The 16,862-nt window shown below is 63.6% G+C and carries 14 protein-coding genes; 7 read left to right on the top strand and 7 right to left on the bottom strand.

Annotated features, from left to right (window positions below; genetic code table 11):
- Nucleotides 1–92: 92 nt before the first annotated feature.
- The gene (locus KIO76_RS05735; protein WP_213321879.1) at nucleotides 93–476 is read left to right on the top strand and encodes a hypothetical protein; all 384 of its coding nucleotides are present in this window, start codon (nucleotides 93–95) and stop codon (nucleotides 474–476) included.
- Nucleotides 477–534: 58 nt separating this feature from the next.
- On the opposite strand, the gene KIO76_RS05740 is transcribed toward KIO76_RS05735, so the two are convergent.
- Together KIO76_RS05740 and KIO76_RS05745 are read right to left on the bottom strand one after the other, a co-directional pair.
- On the bottom strand, nucleotides 535–1,632 hold the full coding sequence (locus tag KIO76_RS05740; protein WP_213321880.1) for a polyamine ABC transporter substrate-binding protein: 1,098 nt from the start codon (nucleotides 1,630–1,632) through the stop codon (nucleotides 535–537).
- A gap of 65 nt (nucleotides 1,633–1,697) precedes the next feature.
- Nucleotides 1,698–2,846 (bottom strand): aminotransferase, encoded by a 1,149-nt coding sequence (locus KIO76_RS05745; RefSeq protein WP_213321881.1) that lies wholly within the window; start codon nucleotides 2,844–2,846, stop codon nucleotides 1,698–1,700.
- A 383-nt stretch (nucleotides 2,847–3,229) separates the two neighbouring features.
- Here KIO76_RS05745 and cobU point away from each other — a divergent pair, with 383 nt between their 5' ends.
- The 4 genes from cobU to KIO76_RS05765 are packed head-to-tail and all read left to right on the top strand — an operon-like array spanning nucleotide 3,230 to nucleotide 6,365.
- Entirely contained in the window at nucleotides 3,230–3,757 is a 528-nt protein-coding gene (gene cobU / locus KIO76_RS05750; protein ID WP_213325050.1) for a bifunctional adenosylcobinamide kinase/adenosylcobinamide-phosphate guanylyltransferase, read from the top strand.
- A 52-nt stretch (nucleotides 3,758–3,809) separates the two neighbouring features.
- Nucleotides 3,810–4,418, top strand: coding sequence for a cob(I)yrinic acid a,c-diamide adenosyltransferase (cobO, locus tag KIO76_RS05755; protein ID WP_213321882.1), 609 nt, complete (start codon nucleotides 3,810–3,812; stop codon nucleotides 4,416–4,418).
- A 53-nt stretch (nucleotides 4,419–4,471) separates the two neighbouring features.
- Nucleotides 4,472–4,879 carry a VOC family protein gene (locus tag KIO76_RS05760; RefSeq protein WP_213321883.1) on the top strand — a complete coding sequence of 136 codons (408 nt, stop codon included), beginning with the start codon at nucleotides 4,472–4,474 and terminating at the stop codon, nucleotides 4,877–4,879.
- A gap of 1 nt (nucleotide 4,880) precedes the next feature.
- The gene (locus KIO76_RS05765; RefSeq protein WP_213325052.1) at nucleotides 4,881–6,365 is read left to right on the top strand and encodes a cobyric acid synthase; all 1,485 of its coding nucleotides are present in this window, start codon (nucleotides 4,881–4,883) and stop codon (nucleotides 6,363–6,365) included.
- 16 nt (nucleotides 6,366–6,381) lie between these two features.
- Here KIO76_RS05765 and KIO76_RS05770 read toward each other — a convergent pair whose 3' ends face one another.
- Entirely contained in the window at nucleotides 6,382–7,494 is a 1,113-nt protein-coding gene (locus KIO76_RS05770) for an OpgC family protein (protein ID WP_213321884.1), read from the bottom strand.
- A gap of 307 nt (nucleotides 7,495–7,801) precedes the next feature.
- On the opposite strand from KIO76_RS05770, the gene KIO76_RS05775 reads away from it, so the two are divergent.
- Nucleotides 7,802–9,847 carry a nucleoside-diphosphate sugar epimerase/dehydratase gene (locus KIO76_RS05775; protein ID WP_213321885.1) on the top strand — a complete coding sequence of 682 codons (2,046 nt, stop codon included), beginning with the start codon at nucleotides 7,802–7,804 and terminating at the stop codon, nucleotides 9,845–9,847.
- Here the strand turns inward: KIO76_RS05775 and KIO76_RS05780 are convergent.
- The 4 genes from KIO76_RS05780 to KIO76_RS05795 all read right to left on the bottom strand — a co-directional run bounded on the left by KIO76_RS05780 (nucleotide 9,756) and on the right by KIO76_RS05795 (nucleotide 15,616).
- A complete protein-coding gene (locus KIO76_RS05780; protein WP_213321886.1) occupies nucleotides 9,756–10,688 on the bottom strand; it encodes an NAD-dependent epimerase/dehydratase family protein in 933 nt (310 codons plus the stop codon). The genes KIO76_RS05775 and KIO76_RS05780 overlap by 92 nt on opposite strands.
- Entirely contained in the window at nucleotides 10,688–11,722 is a 1,035-nt protein-coding gene (locus KIO76_RS05785) for an MraY family glycosyltransferase (protein ID WP_213321887.1), read from the bottom strand. Before KIO76_RS05785 ends, KIO76_RS05780 begins: the two co-directional genes overlap by 1 nt.
- Nucleotides 11,723–11,872: 150 nt before the next feature.
- Nucleotides 11,873–12,742 (bottom strand): MBL fold metallo-hydrolase, encoded by an 870-nt coding sequence (locus KIO76_RS05790; protein ID WP_213321888.1) that lies wholly within the window; start codon nucleotides 12,740–12,742, stop codon nucleotides 11,873–11,875.
- Nucleotides 12,743–13,039: 297 nt separating this feature from the next.
- Complete coding sequence (locus tag KIO76_RS05795; RefSeq protein ID WP_213321889.1) at nucleotides 13,040–15,616, bottom strand: ABC transporter transmembrane domain-containing protein; 2,577 nt, start codon at nucleotides 15,614–15,616, stop codon at nucleotides 13,040–13,042.
- 373 nt (nucleotides 15,617–15,989) lie between these two features.
- On the opposite strand from KIO76_RS05795, the gene dapD reads away from it, so the two are divergent.
- Complete coding sequence (gene dapD / locus KIO76_RS05800) at nucleotides 15,990–16,841, top strand: 2,3,4,5-tetrahydropyridine-2,6-dicarboxylate N-succinyltransferase (RefSeq protein ID WP_213321890.1); 852 nt, start codon at nucleotides 15,990–15,992, stop codon at nucleotides 16,839–16,841.
- The last annotated feature ends 21 nt before the right edge of the window (nucleotides 16,842–16,862 follow it).

Consider the following 16,862-nt stretch of genomic DNA (forward strand, 5'->3'; position numbering starts at 1 on the left):
CAGATCAGGAAGACTTATGGCAAGACTGGTCGCAAGACCCTGGATAGGGCTATGCATGGCGCAGTATGGAGAGATGACAAGGACAGCGACGCATGCCATCCGGAACGACAGGCTCGAACCGCACGGTAGCCGCGCGATTTCTGAGCTTAGGCTTCACGACTCTGGTTGTCGGCTTGAGTCTCGCACCTGGCGCAGCGCAGGCGCAGGCGCAGGCCGGCACGCCCTCATGCAAGCGCGATCTCTTCGTTCTCGATTCAACGCTGCGCAACGCCTTGCGCAATCTGGAAGCCGTGGCTCAGGCGAGCGATGATGCCAAATGCAGCGCCTATCGCAAGCATGTCGATGTCATGCGTGAGGCGAGCAAAACCTTCGCCCGTTGCACGACAGGGCGTGAGCGCCAGGAGAACGTGGCTCAGATGGACGGGTCCGTCGCGGATTTCGAGGTGCTGATTCGCTCCCGCTGCACGAAACCTTGAGAAGGACGGGATCCCCATGGGGCAAGCCCGCCTTCCAGCAGTCCGTACGGCCTCGCTCTCAGCGCCCTGTCTTGATGCGCGTCCACAGACGCGTCGCGGTGCGCTGGGCCTGCTCGTTATAGGCCGTGTTGGTGAAAAGGCGTGACATGGTCTGCTCATCCGGATAGATGCCGGGATCGTTCAGGATCGCTGGATCGACATCCTTCTTGGCGGCCAGATTGCCGCTGGCATAATGCACGGCATTGGCGTTCCGCGCCGCGATCTCCGGCCTGTTCATGAAATCGATGAAGGCATGCGCCTCCGCGACGTTCTTCGCGTCCGCGGGGATCGCCATCGAGTCGAACCACATCAGCGCACCTTCCTTCGGAATGACATAGCTGATGTTGACGCCGTTCTTGGCTTCCTCGGCGCGGGCCTTCGCCTGGACGATATCCCCGGAATAGCCGACAGCCACGCAGATATCGCCGTTGGCGAGCGCGTTGATGTATTCGGATGAATGGAACTTGCGGATGTTGCCGCGCACCTTCATCAGGGCATCGGCCGCCTTGTTGAGATCCTTCGCGTCCTTCGAATCGGGATCGAGGCCGACGTAGTTCAGGACCCCGGGAAAGAGGTCCTCCGGGGAATCGAGCATATAGATGCCGCAGTCCTTCAATTTCGCCGCGACCTCAGGCTTCAGCACGAGATCCCAGGTATTCAGCGGCACATCGCCGAGCCGCTCCTTCACCTTGTCGACATTCAGGCCGATGCCCGTGGTGCCCCACATGTAGTTGACAGCATAGACGTTGCCAGGATCGAAGACGGTCAGCTTCTTGGCCACGTCCGGCCACATGTTGACCAGATTGGGGATCTTCGCCTTGTCGAGCGGCTGGAATACCTTGGCCTTGATCTCGCGCTGCAGGAACGGTCCGGACGGCACCACGATGTCATAGCCGGATTTCCCGGCTAGCAGCTTCGTCTCGACGATCTCGTTGTTGTCGTAGGTGTCGTACACGACCTTGATCCCGGTCTCCTTCGTGAACTCTTCGAGCACCGTCGGATCGATGTAGTCGGACCAGTTGTAGACGTTGACGGTCTTTTCCTGCGCCATGGCGACACCCGCCGCGGCGAGCGCGGCGATCGATACCAAGGAGCGAAGCATCAGAGAACGGATCATGCCGGCTGTTCCCAAGCTGGAGTGTGTTGCGTGTTTTGGAGTGTTGCCAAACAATGTGGGGCAGTTCAACGGCGCTGCACAAGCCCCTCCAACCGCTCCAGGGCGCGATCGAGGGTCGCGTCAGTCTTGGCGAAGCAGAAGCGCGCGACTGTGCGGACCGCGCCTTCCGCATAGAAGGCCGAAACGGGGATCGCGGCGACGCCACGCTCCGTCACGAGCCGCTTGCAGAAATCCACATCATCCGTCTCGCCGAGGGGAGCGATGTCCACATTGAGGAAATAGGTGCCGTGGCTCGGCAGCACGGTGAAGCCCCTCTCCTTGAGGCCATTGCTGAAACGATCCCGGCTGCGCTGGAAATCTGCCCGCATGCCGGTGAAATAGTCGTCAGCCTTGCCAAGGCCAAAGGCGACGGCCGCCTGCAGGTTGGGCGCCGTGGTGAAGGTCAGGAACTGGTGCGCCTTGGCGAGCACCTTGAGGATGTCCGGCGCCGCGCAGGCAAAGCCCACTTTCCAGCCTGTCAGCGAAAAGATCTTGCCCGCCGAGCCAATCTTGACGGTGCGTTCGCGCATGCCTGGCTCTGCCATCAGCGGACGATGGCGGCGCCCGTCGAACACCACATGCTCCCAGACCTCGTCACAGACCGCGATGGCGTCATGCTTGACGCAGAAGCGGGCGAGCAAGGCGAGGTCCTCCTCCGGGAAAACAACAGCGGAGGGGTTCAGCGGATTGTTGAACAGAACCACCTTTGTCTTATCCGAGAAGGCCGCGGCGAGCGCCTCTTCCGTCAGGCGCCAGTGCGGCGGCTGCAACGTGACGAAGCGCGGCACGCCACCCGCGCGCCGCACGAGTGGCAGATAGGCATCATACATCGGCTCGAAGAGCACGACCTCGTCGCCCGGTTCGATGAGCGCGAACAGGGCACCCGCAATCGCCTCCGTGGCGCCTGATGTCACCATCACCTCGTCCGCCGCAAGATCAAGGCCCTGATGATGGGCATAGTGCTGAGCGACCGCTTGCCTGAGCTCGGGCAGGCCCATCATCGGCGGATACTGGTTCCATCCGGAGATCACGGCTTCCGCCGCCTTGGCCCGCACGTCATCCGGGCCGGCGCCGTCGGGAAAGCCCTGCCCTAGGTTTACCGCTCCCGTCTCGCGAGCGAGCTGCGACATGGCTTCAAAGACAGTGGTAGGCAGGGAAGCGAAAATGCGGTTCATGGAGCGGCGCCTCTTAATGGGGTCAGCCTTAGCACCGCTGAAGGGTAGGCGAAATGGCATTCGTCTCCCACAGCACGGGACGCGGCGCCGAAGTATCGACCCTCCTGCAACATTTCGCGTGAGATTGCACAGTAAACGCGGGCCAGCGTGTGCCAGCGCACAGCCTGCGCGGAACTTCGGTGCACGTCGCGCCCACAAGATGCAGGTTTGTTTGACTTCGGGAGCAATGGCGCCGAATGTTTGGCTGTCGGCTCGGCAGGGCCGTCTGGCTGGACCGTTCTCCGGTGCCCCCTCCCAGCCTCGCGGACTTGCCGGGCCGGTTCCCGTTCCGGGGACCACCCGCGATGCCTTGCATTGCCCCTGAGGTCGTGACACCAATGGGCATGCCCCTGGCCAGCGCACCACGCCCCTTCCTGTCCCTGATTCTCGGCGGCGCCCGCTCCGGCAAGAGCCGCACGGCCGAGGCCCGCATCACATCCCTGCCGCAGCCGTGGATTTATCTCGCCACCTGTGAGCCTCGCGATGATGAGATGGCGGAACGCGTCGCCCATCATCGCGACCGTCGCTGCGGCGGATGGATCACCCGAGAGGAACCCATTGATATCGTCGAGGTGCTGGATGACGCCCCGCCCGGCGTCCCGATGCTCATCGACTGCCTGACCCTCTGGCTCACCAATGTGATGCTGGCGGAATACGACGTCAGCGGTGAATGCGACCGGCTGATCACCCGACTGGAGGCCAATGACCGGCCCCTCGTCGTCGTCAGCAACGAGGTCGGCCTCGGCATTGTGCCGGACAATGCGTTGGCCCGCACTTTCCGCGACCAGGCGGGCCTCATCAACCAACGCGTCGCGGCCATTGCCGATGAAGTGGTGATGGTCGCCGCCGGCCTTCCCCTGAAACTGAAATAGATCCGTTCACGGCCCGGGCTGCGCGCGGCCCATCAGAAACCCCGAGGACACCATGAGCCTGAACACCGACGATGCGCGCCATCGCGACAAGATGATCAAGCGGAAAGCCGCCCAGGATGCAGAGGTTGCCTCCAAGACCATCGAGAAAGGGCTCCTTATCGTCCACACGGGCAAGGGTAAGGGCAAGTCGACAGCCGCCTTCGGGCTGATGCTGCGGGCGCTCGGCCACGGCTGGCGGGTCGGTGCCGTGCAGTTCATCAAGGGCGCCTGGTCAACCGGCGAGCGCAAGGCGCTGGAGGCATTCGGCGACCAATTGCACTGGTACAGCATGGGTGAGGGCTTCACCTGGGAAACGCAGGACAAGGCACGCGACATCGCCGCCGCGACCCGCGCCTGGGCAAAGGCCCGAGAACTCATGGCGGACCCGGCCGTTCGCCTCGTCGTCCTCGATGAGCTCAATATCGCGCTGCGCTATGACTATCTTCCGCTGGACGAGGTGGTGACGACGCTCGCTGCGCGCCGCCCAGACTTGCACGTGATCGTCACGGGCCGCAATGCCAAGCCGGAACTCATCGCAGCCGCCGATCTCGTCACCGAGATGACCCTCGTGAAACACCATTTCGAGGCGGGTGTGCGCGCACAGGAAGGCATCGAGTTCTGATTCCATCCTGACGTCGCTGATACCAGTCGCGGCGTTCGACAGGGGCCATCGCCATGCGTTTGCTGGTCAATATAGACGTGCCGGATCTCGTGCAGGCCGTGGCTTTCTATACGGCGGCCTTCGGCCTTACGCCTGGGCGCCGCCTCGGAAAGACTGTAGTCGAGCTCGATGGAGGCCCGGTTCCGATCTACCTTCTCGAGAAAGCACCGGGCACGTCCGGCGCCGCCAACGATGCCCGGCGTTACGAGCGCCATTGGACGCCGATACATCTCGATATCCAGGTCGATGACATCGACATTGCCCTTGCCCGCGCCGTCGCGGCTGGTGCGACCGTGGAAAACGGCGTCAATACAACCGTCTGGGGCAAGATCGCCATCTGCGCCGATCCTTTCGGACATGGCTTCTGCCTGATCGAGTTCCAGAATCGCGGCTATGACGAAATCGTCGAAGCCGATGGCTGAAATGTCCTCTACCCCGGCCATCATGATCCAGGGCACCGGCTCCAATGTCGGTAAATCGCTCTTGGTCGCCGGCCTCTGCCGGTACTTCGTCCGCCAGGGCCTCAGGGTGCGGCCGTTCAAGCCGCAGAACATGTCGAACAACGCCGCCGCGGTCGAAGGGGGCGAGATCGGGCGGGCGCAAGCCCTGCAGGCGCGGGCGGCCAGGGTGGCGCCAACAGTCCATATGAACCCGATCCTCCTGAAGCCGGAGAGCGAGCGCGGCTCGCAGCTCATCGTCCATGGCCAGCGCTTCGGCCGGCTGGAGGCGCGCGATTTTACATCGAAGCGTGAGCGGCTGATGCCCTTCGTCATGGAGAGCTTCACGCGGCTTGCGGGTGAAGCGGACCTCGTGATCGTCGAGGGAGCAGGCAGCCCGGCGGAAACCAACCTCCGTGCCGGCGACATCGCCAATATGGGCTTTGCCCGCGAAGCCGGGGTGCCCGTCGTTCTCGCCGGCGATATCGATCGTGGCGGAGTGATCGCCAGCCTCGTCGGCACCCACGCGGTGCTGGACGGGGCCGACAGGACGATGATCCGCGGCTTCCTCATCAACAAGTTCCGCGGAGATCCGACCCTGTTTGCCGCCGGTCTCGACACCATCGCGGCGCGCACCGGCTGGCCATCCATCGGCGTCCTGCCTTGGTTTCCGCACGCGGGCCGCCTGCCCGCTGAGGATGCGATGGACCTCCGGCAAGGGCCGCCGAACACGAACGGAACCATCCGCATCGCGGTCCCGGTGCTGCCACGCATCGCAAATTTCGACGATCTCGACCCGCTCCGGCTTGAACCATCGGTGAGACTGACATTCGTCGAACGCGGTCTACCGCTGCCGGGTGATGCCGATCTCATCATCCTGCCTGGCTCGAAGACGACGATTGCCGACCTCGCGGTATTCCGGGAGGAAGGCTGGGATGTTGACCTCGCGGCCCACATCCGGCGAGGCGGCGCGGTTCTCGGCCTATGTGGCGGCTATCAGATGCTCGGGCGGACGATCGCCGACCCCGACGGCCTCGAAGGTCCTCCCGGCATGGTCGACGGCCTCGGGCATCTCATCGTCGATACGGTGCTGGGGGGAGACAAGACGGTTCGGCCCGTCAGGGCGCTCGCCCTGGACCACTCTGAGCCACTCGAGGCCTACGAAATCCACCTTGGCCGCAGCGGTGGCGCCGATTGTGCCCGCCCTCTCTTCCAGATCGACGGACGGCTTGAAGGCGCTCGCTCGCCAAACGGCCGAGTGCTGGGCACCTATCTGCACGGACTATTCACGGCAGATGCCTTCCGCCGCGCATTTCTAAGGTGGCTTGCGGACAGGCCAGCAGACGGACCGGGCACGCCGCCACTCGCCTATGAGGCGACGATAGAGTCGACGTTGGATGAATTAGCGGCCCATATGGGCCGCCATCTCGATACCGACGCCCTGCTCTCGATCGCGCGCAGCTGGAGATGATCCCGGTGTTGCGGGATCAAGCGATCTTGGCTTTGGGCGGTTCCCCCGTGGCGACATCGCGACGGTCGCTGAGATACAGTGCGATGGCATAGAGCAGGAGCAGACCCCCGCCGATGAACAGAAGATCATCGATGAAGCCGGTGTTCCGCATCCCGATCACGATCTGGCCAATCGCGCTCAGGATCGAGCCCGCGGCGAAGACCGGCAGGCTCTGACGGCCGATCACGCACAGCGGCGCAAACAGGCTACCGCTCTTTGCCATGAGGGTCAGGCCCGAGTGGTAAAGCACATAGGCGAGCGCCAGGAAATGGATCATCCGGATCGGCGCCAGATTGGTCTTGCTCATGTCGACCACGCTGTTGAGCTGTTCCGGCAGCAGCGGCAGAAACCCGAATGCTTTCGTGATCACAAAGGCGGAGGCGGCCAGGATCACGACGCTCGCGGCAAAGATGCGGCGATCGAAACTGATGTCCTCACCCTGGCGCAGGCGCAAGCCGATGAAGACACCCGCCGCGAACAGGAATTGCCAGGTGAAGGGATTGAAGAACCATCCGCCGTCGACTGGCCAGGTCGGGAAGTTCCAGCCATATTCACGGGCGAAGAGATAGATCAGCGCCGCGGAGCCCAGCATCAAGCGATCATCGACGCGCGCCAGGAGAAGCAAGGCCGGAGCCCACAGCAGGAAGACGATATACATCGGCAGAATGTTGAAATAGCCGAGCTGGTGGCTCAGGCCGGTGACGGCCACCACAGCGCGCATCGGATTGGACAGGAAGAGATCCCGCCCATGTTCGTGCATGATCGTGTCATCGTCGAAAATCAGCGCGCCTATGGCAAAAATGGCGATGGCCATAAACGACATGGCGATCTGCACGCCATAGAGGGTCACCGCCCGGCTCACGATGGCGCGAAGTCCTCGCCACGACTGGTTCCCCAAGAAACGCCCGCCGTAAGCGAGCGCTACCGAAACGCCGGCCAGAAACACGAACGCCTCGGCGGAATCGCTGAAGCCGACGTGGCGATGGGTCATAATCTCGAAACCGTTGCCAGGCACATGATTGATGAAAATCATTGCGAGGACGATGCCACGCCAGAAATCAATGCCGTCAATCCGCTTCGATCCGCTCATCACCATGTCCATTTTAACAATAGGTTAACGAGCGCCCAGCTTCGCCTTGGCAAGTTACGCACGCCGTATCGCGTAGGACGCAGAACACCTATCGAAATATTTCCAGTTCAGTTTGGTTCCCGCCGTCGAATCGGGCTGGACGCTTCAGCTGGACCTTTAGACTCAGAAATCCGGCCAGGGGAAGGCGAGAAAAGGTGAATGGACTCAATAAGCTCGTTCTTGCACGCGATGCGTGGCAAACAACGTCGCCACGGGCTGCCTCCAACATTGACAAAAGCGTGTTGTGAGCGGATATCCCGCACGACCCATGGCCCGGCTTGAACTCATCCCTTCCCTCAAGAAGACGTTGATCGTCATCCACGATCTCGTCGCGACGGCGCTTGCCGTCACGCTGGCCTTCGTCATCCGCTTCGAAGGGGGGCGGCTCGCCACCCGGCTCGACTTGTTGCCGTCGATCCTACCTGTCTTCCTGATTTACGCCGGCGCGATCTACTGGCTGTTCTCGCTCTACAAATCGAAGTGGCGCTTCGCGTCACTGCCGGACCTGTCGAACATCGTACGCGCCTCGACGGTGCTGGCGCTGACGCTGCTGGTGGTGGACTACGTGCTGGCGTCGTCGACGTTCTACGGCTTCTTCTTCTTCGGCAAGATCACCATCGCGCTCTACTGGTTGCTGCAGGTCGCGCTGCTCGGCGGCCCGCGCCTTGCCTACCGCTATATGAAGTACGAACAGGCCAAGACCCATGCGAAGGATGGCGCCCATCCGGCGCTTCTGTTGGGGCGCGGCACGGACATCGAGGCGCTGCTGCGCGCGATAGAGTCCGGGGCGTTCCGCAAGATCGCGGCGGAGGGCATCCTCTCTCCGCGCCAGGGCGATCTCGGCCAGGCTATCAGGGGTGTGCCCGTGCTCGGCAGCTTCGCGGACCTCGAACAGGTGGTCGCAGAGGCTCAGGAGCGCGGTGTCGCCATCCGCAGGCTCGTGCTTACGCAGAATGCCCTCACCGGGGAGCATGGCAGCGACACGGAAGGCAGTGACCTTCTCCTGCGCGCCCGGCGCCTTGGACTGCCGCTGTCGCGCATGCAGGACGTCGAGGAGGGTATGAGCGCCGCGGCGCTGCAGCCCGTTGAGATCGAGGATCTCTTGCTGCGCCCGACCGTTGAGATCGATCGTGCCCGGCTCGCCCGCTTTGTCCGTGGGCGGCGTATCGTCGTCACCGGCGGCGGGGGCTCCATCGGCAGTGAGCTTTGCCTGCGCTCAGCCGCCTTCGGTGCCTCCGATATACTCGTCATCGAGAACTCCGAGCCTGCCCTTCACCAGATCACGGAAGCGCTCGCCAATCTCGGCACCGAGACGAAGGTGGAAGGCGCCATTGCCGATGTGCGCGACCGCCTGCGCATGGACATGCTTTTCGCCCGTTTTAAGCCGGATGTGGTCTTCCACGCCGCAGCATTGAAGCACGTGCCCTATCTGGAACAGGACTGGGGTGAGGGTATCCGCACCAACGTCTTCGGCTCCGTGAACGTCGCCGACGCCGCCGTTGCGGCGGGTGCCAGAGCCATGGTGATGATCTCCACCGACAAGGCCATCGAACCAGTATCAATGCTCGGCGCAACCAAGCGCTTCGCCGAAATGTACGCCCAGGCCCTCGATGCGGAGATGGCCGGCGCCGACGACGGGCGCGGTCATCACGACGGTGGCACGCGCCTCATTGCCGTGCGTTTTGGCAATGTGCTGGGATCGAATGGCTCCGTCGTGCCAAAGTTCAAGGCGCAAATTGCCCGCGGCGGCCCTGTCACGGTCACGCACCGCGCCATGGTGCGCTACTTCATGACCGTGCGCGAAGCCGTGGACCTTGTCATCACGGCCGCGTCGCACGCCGACGGCGAGGGTCGCGTTGCGAGCGGCACCGTGCCCACCTCGAGGCCAGGCAACACTGCGCCGCGTGAACAGGCTTCCGTCTACGTGCTCAAAATGGGACAGCCCGTCCGCATTTATGCGCTCGCCGAGCGCATGATCCGTCTGGCCGGCTTCGAGCCAGGGGCAGATATCGATATCGTCGAGACCGGCATCCGGCCGGGCGAGCGGCTGCACGAGATCTTGTTCAGCCAGCAGGAACCCATGGCGGAAACCGGCATCGATGGCGTCATGGCCGCCAAGCCGCTTTTCGCCGACCGGCAGTATCTCTCCGCGCGCCTTGCGGCACTCGCGGAAGCGATCGCCAGCGGCGACCGCCTGGCGGCGGAAGCCATTCTCGAGGATGCTATCCCCGAGTTCGCGGCGCGCAAGAACCCGCCGCTAAAAGACGCAGCTGTAGTCGGGTCTGCAATTGTGGCACAAAGCCGGATTGCCTGAGCGCCGCTGCGTCGACCTCCAGTGATCTCGTAAGGCGTGTCCAAGCCTCAGAGCGCCCTGTGATCATGCAGAGCGAACGGGAAAGCCCCTCCGGCACTGTGAAGAGGCCCGGCCGCCGCCCCATTCCTTCCCGCAGCGCCGCGACGATCTCTCCAACGGTGACCGACTGCGGGTCGGCAACGATGAAGGCAGACCTTGGCGCCGCCGGCAGGGCGAGGCAGTGGCGCACGGCGCCCGCGAGGGTCTCGACCGCCACAAGGGAGCGGCGTCCCTTGAGGCCGTTCACCGGCAAGGGAATGGGAAGGCGCGCCAGCCACAGCAAGGCGCCCATGTTACCGCCCACCCCCTGCCCATAAACCAGCACCGGCCTGAGCGCGACCCAGTCCCCCCCGAGTTCGGCTAATGCTTGCTCCGCGGCAAGCTTGGAGCGGCCATAAGCGTCCTCGGGGCGCGGCACATCAGCTTCCGTCAGGACGTGCGTGGCCGTGGGGCCGCTCTGGGCACGGATAGACGAGATGAAGAGGAAGCGTCGCGACGGCCCGGCTGCTTTCGCCAACGCCACCGTCGCTTCCGTATTCACGCGGTGATAGCGCTCCTCGGCAATGCCCGGCCCGGCGTGCGCAATGCCCGCCGCATGGACAACCGCGTCCACTCCGGCTAGCGCTTCGCTCCAGTCGACAGGGCGGTCGAGGTCGCCCACGACGACCTGCTCGACCCCCGCCGGCAGGGCGGCAGGCCGTCGGGTAGCGGCGCGGACGATGATCCCCGCGCCCATGAGATCGGTGATGAGATGGCGGCCGACGAAGCCCGTCGCCCCGGTGAGGAGAACCCGGCGCGCCATCAGCCTCTCCGTTCCGCGACTGTCGCGCGCGGCCGGCCGAAACGGGCCAGCACGATGGCCACCGCGACAAGACCAGCTATCAGGAGCCCGGTGGGGATAAAAATCCCCTCGGCGAGAACCGCGGCTGTCGCCAGCGCGGCCAGCACCAGATTGAGCACGAAGACCGTTCCGACGACATCCATCACCGTGAAGCCATTGTCCGTGGCACGTTGGTAGAAATGGCTGCGATGCGCCTGCCAGACCTTCTCGCCGCGCCTGAGGCGCATGAGAAGCGTGAGCGTCGCGTCCGCGAGATAATAGAGCGGTAGGAGAAGCGCCGCCGTGAGATGCCCTTCCCCCGCGAGGCGATAAAGGAGGAACCCAAGGATAAGGCCGATGGGAAGCGAGCCGACGTCGCCCAGAAACAGCTTGGCGACGGGACGGTTGAAGGGCGCGAAGCCGAGCATCGCGCCACACAGCCCCATCGCAACGAGCCCAGCATCAAGGGGAAGGGTGCCGAAAAGCGATAACAGCGCTAGCGCGGCCGAAACCGGCACGACTTCGGCCACCGTGATCCAGTCCAGCCCATCCATGAAATTGACGAGATTGACGAACCAGACACCAGCCAGGACGACCAGCGCGAATTCCACGGGAGCGGGAAGAAGAGCAGGAAACAACCGGATCTCGCCCACCGCGGCCACGGCAAGGGCGACGGCGCCGAATTGGAGCAGCAGGCGCGGAAGAACCGGCAACGGCCGGATGTCGTCGAAAGCGCCAATTAGGGCCAAGACCACGGCGCCAATCGCGGCCGGTGTGAACACGGCAATCGAGCCTGGTGCGAGAACCCAGACGCCGGCGCCTGCCGCCAGGAGCAGCGCGGCCAATACGGCAATGCCCCCTCCCTGTGGCGTCGGCACGCGATGGCTGGAACGGGCATTCGGACGGGCCAGCGCATAGCGCCGCATGAGGGGAAAGAGAAGAAAAACGAGCGCTGCGGAGAGCACCGCCGCTACGAGCCCGACACTGGCGAGGCTTACCAGAAGTGATATCGTCATGCCCCGCCAGTCCTTGCCCGCGACAATGGAGAGTTGCTGGCCGGACAATAACGACCGGTTTCCCGATCGCAAGAGACGGGCGCCGCCTTTCCGCAAGGCAATGCGCTGATCTGATATCGAGGGGAGGAAGCGGCGGTAGGCCCAATCCCGTCAGGCAGGCACTTCCGCTGCCACCGGAGCAAAGACGAGAGATTGCCCCTGGCGTGCCACGAATGAGCCGGGCATAGCCTTCGTGAGATCCGCTTCCATGTCGAGCAGGAAGGCATCATTGTGCATCGGGTGCATGTGGAAAGCAGCCAGCTGCTTCACGTCAGCGCGGCGGCACAGCTCCACACCCGCCCTGATCGTGGAATGCCCCCACCCGCGACAATGGCTGTATTCGTTCTCGCAGAACATTGCGTCATAGATGACGAGGTCAGCGTCCCGCACGAACTCGACAAGGTTCTCCGGCGGCCAGTTTTCGCCATGCTCGATATCGCTGACATAGCAGACACTGCGGCCGCCATGGTCGAATCGATAGGCAGTCGCCCCCGACGGGTGGTCCAACAGGCAGGTACGAACGGTCTGGCGCCCGAATGACAGCGTCTCACCGGCTCTGAAGCCGTTGTAGATGAACTTGGCCGGCAGCTGCGCGAGCGTAACGGGGAAAATCGGCGGCGAAAACAGCCGCTCAAGCGGCTTCTCCGCAGTTTGCCCATCGAGGTTGCCGCAAGACAAGCGGATTGTCTTGTCCGGATAAAGGGCTGGCTTGAAGAATGGCAGGCCCATCACATGGTCGAGATGGAGATGGCTCAGCAAAATCTCGATCTGTGGCGGCGCAGTCTCCTTGATGGCCAAGCCGAGATTGGTGATCCCCGTACCCGCATCAATGATGAAAAGCTGATCACCGCAGCGGACTTCGACGCAGGGTGTATGGCCGCCAAAGATGACGTGATCCGTTCCGCAGACCGGAATAGAGCCGCGAACGCCCCAAAACTTGACGAGGAGCGCATCATCGGCTGGAGCAGGATAGGCGCACATCGACTACTGATACCTCAAAAACGCCGCAAATTCCGTGCGCTAACACACATAAGGGAATTTTTCGCCGCAATTGCCACAATTAGATCCGTCCTGCGATCTCATTCAGCCTTATCAGCACCATGAAGATCGCCGCGTGGCAACTGCCTTCTCACATCGGAGCGGCTTTCAGGTACCGAATATGGTGGTGCCAGACCCCGAATTCCACGCCATATGGGGATACGAGGCGCCGTTAGCGCGAAATTAGCGTTGAATTCCAGCATTCTTAATCGCTGCGTGTGCGAGCGCACACGAGGAGGCTCATCCCTCCGCTGGAATGACTGCAGCACCCCCGCCAGTGGTAACAGGTGCCGAACCGCCGGGGATCTCCACGCGATCCTGCGCCGTGAGGACATGGTCACCCTCGAAACGGATGATCTGCGAGAAAGCGCTCAGATCGAAGGTGGAAGGCACCACCGCGATGAGGCTGCCGTTCGCCATGAACAAATCCAGGCGCTCCATCAGGGCGGCGATCTCGGCGATGGAGAGACCGTTGAAAACTCCATCGAGAACAAGAAGATCCGGACGGCGGACGAGGCAGCGCGCCAGATCGATCAGTGCGACGTTCAGGTGCTGGAGCCGCTCCGCCCCGTGGCTGACATGGGCAGACAGGCCGAGACGCAGCACGTCCTCATCGAGGCCGAGATTGCTGAGAACGCGCCGCGCGGTCGCGTGAACCTTGTCCTCCGCGCCGGCCACGTCATAGGCGATGCGCCCGAATAGAAGGTTATCGCTGAGCGAGGCGGCGGCGCAGATCGCATCCGCTTCATAGAACGAGATCGCCGGCCTGAGGCTAGGTGGAAGCAGCCGCGCAAAAGTGTGCCGAGCTGCAACGAGGCGTTTTTCCATCGCCTCGTCGAGAACGCCGAGACGATGCCGCGCTTCACAGTAGCGAAGTGCGAGGGCTATCTGCCGGTCACGATCACGCCCGGTCTCTGCCGACCGCCGACGCTCCGATCGACGCGCCACCATGTCGGCGCAGAGGCCACGCTCGGCGGCGCTGAAGAAGGCGAAGCGCTGGAAGAGCGGATGCCCGTCCGGCACGCCGTCGAAGATCTCCACGAGGCTGGAGGCAATGGCAAACCCCATCTCCGCGAGCGGGCGCGTCAGATCCTCGGCTTCGAGCACAGCCCGCAGGAAGGGGTTGGAGGCAAGATGGACCTCTCGGAACGTGTCGCCGACGGGTACCCCATGCAGAATGTTCTCAGCGACGGTGCCGTAGCGATTGTAGCGATTGGGCTCGAAGGGATCGACCAGGTCGCCCAAACCGTTGGAGCTGAGCTCCGCCCGGATAGCACGGCGGACCTCCACCACCCGCTCCGCCAGTCTGGGCGCCGTCTGGCTGCTGACACTTGTGGAGAGGCCAAGGGCATAGGCATCATCATCGATGCCGGCCGTGCGCATGACATCGCAGAGCACCGCATCGATGTCCTCTCCGCCAAGATCGGGGGCTCCATAGAGAATATTTTGACGCAAGGTGCCGTCGAGAATGATGGGTGTATGGCCCGCGAGCGCAACGCGTCGGGCACGGCGAGCGGCCGGCACCGTAAGAAGATTGATGCCGTCCAGCTTGATCTCACCCGAGGAGGGCTCAAGCGCTCCACCGAGCGCCGCCGCAATGATATGTCCGCCTCCCTCATCATCCGTCACCAGAGCCGTGCGTGTCGGCAAAGGAATATCGAGGTCGACAGCAGATAGCCGATGGCTGGTCAGCGGATCGAAAATCGACGCCCGGTCGATACGGAGCTGGCTCCAATTTTCCGGCAAATCTGTATCGGAAAAACGCCGGGCCCGCGCCTTGAGGTCGCCGATCGACCGCGCGATCTCGTCGAAGAGTTGCGTTGCGGCATGCCGCTCGCGCGTCCAGAGCGCCATGGCCTCGACGGGGCGGATCAGCAGGAATGCCGCGCTGACGGCGGCCAGCAGACCACCGGGTGTGAGCTTGCCCTGCATCATCAGCCAGCCCCCCACCATGAGCATCAGCACCGGCATGCCATCGCGCACGATGCGCAGGGCGATGCCCAGAAGCGTTAGCTGGCCTAGCGGCGGCCGGTGCTTGTGCGCGACATTGGCCAGACGCTCGGCGAAATGCTCGGCCTCGCCGTCAGCCGTGCCGTGCACGCGAATCGCGGGCAGGCGCTCGACCGCGTGACGCCCCATCTGGATCGCCTCGGTCTCGCCCGCGCTCATGCGCCTCACCATCGTGTCCCGCTCGGCCTCCCGTGCCGGGACGAGCATAGCGTCGAGCATGGCCGCCACCATCAAGGCCACGCCAAGCCAGAGGTTCAGCGTGAAGACGAACAGGATGACGATCACGCCTTCGGCGAAAAACAGCGCGGGCGCCGCCAATGCCCGCCCCAGGAACGGCGTGACAGTCGCAACGCGATGACCGAGCGAGGTGATCGCGTTCTCCACGGCCTCGCTGGTGGTGCGTTCAGCCACCAGATGGCGAAAGAGAAGGAGCCTGAGGTCGTCGGCAAGGCTAGGCCCGAGGCGCGCGCTGATCAGCCGGATGGACACCCTGAGCACCGCCCTGAGGAGGACGAGCGCGGCAATGACCATCAACCCGACCGTGAAAGCCTGGTCCCGGCTCAGCGGAAAGCCGGAGAAGAGCACCCGCTCGCCCCCGAAGTGCCACGACAGGGGCAAGGCGAGCCTCAGGAAGGCATCGACCTGACCGTCCGCGCCCGCGTTGCCGATGAAGACCATATCGACGAGTTCGCGCGGCACCAGCAACAGCAGCCATACCACCGGCAACAGCACGGCGACGATGAGGAAAGCCAGACAATGGACGCCCCGGCTGCGAGTCCAGACATATCGGATCGGATTGCGTTCCATCAACAATACCGGTGTTCAGCGGCAGTGGCCGGGTTCCCGCCGCCTAAATCGCATCCGGCCCCCACAACTTCAAATCCCATTGGGTGATGCGGTCAATAAGTTGCTATCGGATCGGCAAATTGAAAGAGGCTGCGGCAAGAATGCCCGCCAAGCCTGCATGCCCGCCAGGCCTGAATGCCCGCACCAAGCCTGAATGCCCGCTTGGCCCGCTTCCCCGCGGTTGGCCTTGTGGACCCTCTGGATGGCTCGCGGCTTAGTTTAATGCGTCAGTTCGACCTTGACTCGCGCACGGCCAATGCCGACAACGCCTTGCACCCGGTTTCGCCCACCGGATGTCGCCCGTGCCGTCCACAGCTGCCAAGGATCTTGATTTATGAGCACTGAACAACTCGCTTCCGTCATCGAGACCGCCTGGGAGGCGCGTGCCGAGATCAGCGCCGCGACACAGGGCGAAGTTCGCGACGCGGTGAACGAGTCGCTCCTCCTCCTCGACAGCGGGAAAAAGCGCATTGCCGAGAAGGACGCCGCCGAAGCGACGGGCTGGCGCGTTAATCAATGGCTGAAGAAAGCCGTCCTTCTTTCCTTCCGCCTCAACGACATGGCCGTCATCCCGGGCGGGCCGGGCGAGGCGGTCTGGTGGGACAAGGTTCCCTCCAAGTTCGACGGCTGGGGGGCGGGTGAGTTCAAGGCGGCCGGCTTCCGCGCCGTGCCGAATTGCACTGTGCGCCGGGGGGCCTACATCGGCCCGAACGTCGTGCTGATGCCCTCCTTCGTCAATCTCGGGGCCTATGTCGACGAAGGAACTATGGTCGACACCTGGGCGACCGTCGGCTCCTGCGCGCAGATCGGCAAGAACGTGCACCTCTCGGGCGGCGTCGGGATAGGCGGCGTGCTCGAGCCGCTGCAGGCGGGGCCCGTGATCATCGAGGACAATTGCTTCATCGGCGCCCGCTCGGAGGTGGTCGAAGGCGTGGTCGTCGGAGAGGGCGCCGTACTGTCGATGGGCGTTTTCATCTCGTCGTCCACCAAGATCGTGGATCGCGCCACCGGCGAGGTGTTCTACGGCCGCGTGCCGCCCTATTCGGTCGTGGTGCCAGGCAGCCTGTCCGGCAAACCCTTGCCGGATGGAACGCCGGGCCCCTCGCTCTACTGCGCCGTCATCGTCAAGCGCGTCGATGCCCAGACCCGCTCCAAGACGGCGATCAACGAGCTGCTGCGGGACTGAGCTGAGTTGATGCTCGCGCGG

This window comes from Chelatococcus sp. YT9, from assembly GCF_018398315.1.
In the GTDB taxonomy this organism is placed as follows: domain Bacteria; phylum Pseudomonadota; class Alphaproteobacteria; order Rhizobiales; family Beijerinckiaceae; genus Chelatococcus.

Bases quoted from the DNA above. Each gene is read 5' to 3' on its own strand.
- KIO76_RS05735 (WP_213321879.1), top strand. From the start codon at position 93: ATGCCATCCGGAACGACAGGCTCGAACCGCACGGTAGCCGCGCGATTT.
- KIO76_RS05740 (WP_213321880.1), bottom strand. From the start codon at position 1,632: ATGATCCGTTCTCTGATGCTTCGCTCCTTGGTATCGATCGCCGCGCTC.
- KIO76_RS05745 (WP_213321881.1), bottom strand. From the start codon at position 2,846: ATGAACCGCATTTTCGCTTCCCTGCCTACCACTGTCTTTGAAGCCATG.
- cobU (WP_213325050.1), top strand. From the start codon at position 3,230: ATGCCCCTGGCCAGCGCACCACGCCCCTTCCTGTCCCTGATTCTCGGC.
- cobO (WP_213321882.1), top strand. From the start codon at position 3,810: ATGAGCCTGAACACCGACGATGCGCGCCATCGCGACAAGATGATCAAG.
- KIO76_RS05760 (WP_213321883.1), top strand. From the start codon at position 4,472: ATGCGTTTGCTGGTCAATATAGACGTGCCGGATCTCGTGCAGGCCGTG.
- KIO76_RS05765 (WP_213325052.1), top strand. From the start codon at position 4,881: ATGTCCTCTACCCCGGCCATCATGATCCAGGGCACCGGCTCCAATGTC.
- KIO76_RS05770 (WP_213321884.1), bottom strand. From the start codon at position 7,494: ATGAGCGGATCGAAGCGGATTGACGGCATTGATTTCTGGCGTGGCATC.
- KIO76_RS05775 (WP_213321885.1), top strand. From the start codon at position 7,802: ATGGCCCGGCTTGAACTCATCCCTTCCCTCAAGAAGACGTTGATCGTC.
- KIO76_RS05780 (WP_213321886.1), bottom strand. From the start codon at position 10,688: ATGGCGCGCCGGGTTCTCCTCACCGGGGCGACGGGCTTCGTCGGCCGC.
- KIO76_RS05785 (WP_213321887.1), bottom strand. From the start codon at position 11,722: ATGACGATATCACTTCTGGTAAGCCTCGCCAGTGTCGGGCTCGTAGCG.
- KIO76_RS05790 (WP_213321888.1), bottom strand. From the start codon at position 12,742: ATGTGCGCCTATCCTGCTCCAGCCGATGATGCGCTCCTCGTCAAGTTT.
- KIO76_RS05795 (WP_213321889.1), bottom strand. From the start codon at position 15,616: ATGGAACGCAATCCGATCCGATATGTCTGGACTCGCAGCCGGGGCGTC.
- dapD (WP_213321890.1), top strand. From the start codon at position 15,990: ATGAGCACTGAACAACTCGCTTCCGTCATCGAGACCGCCTGGGAGGCG.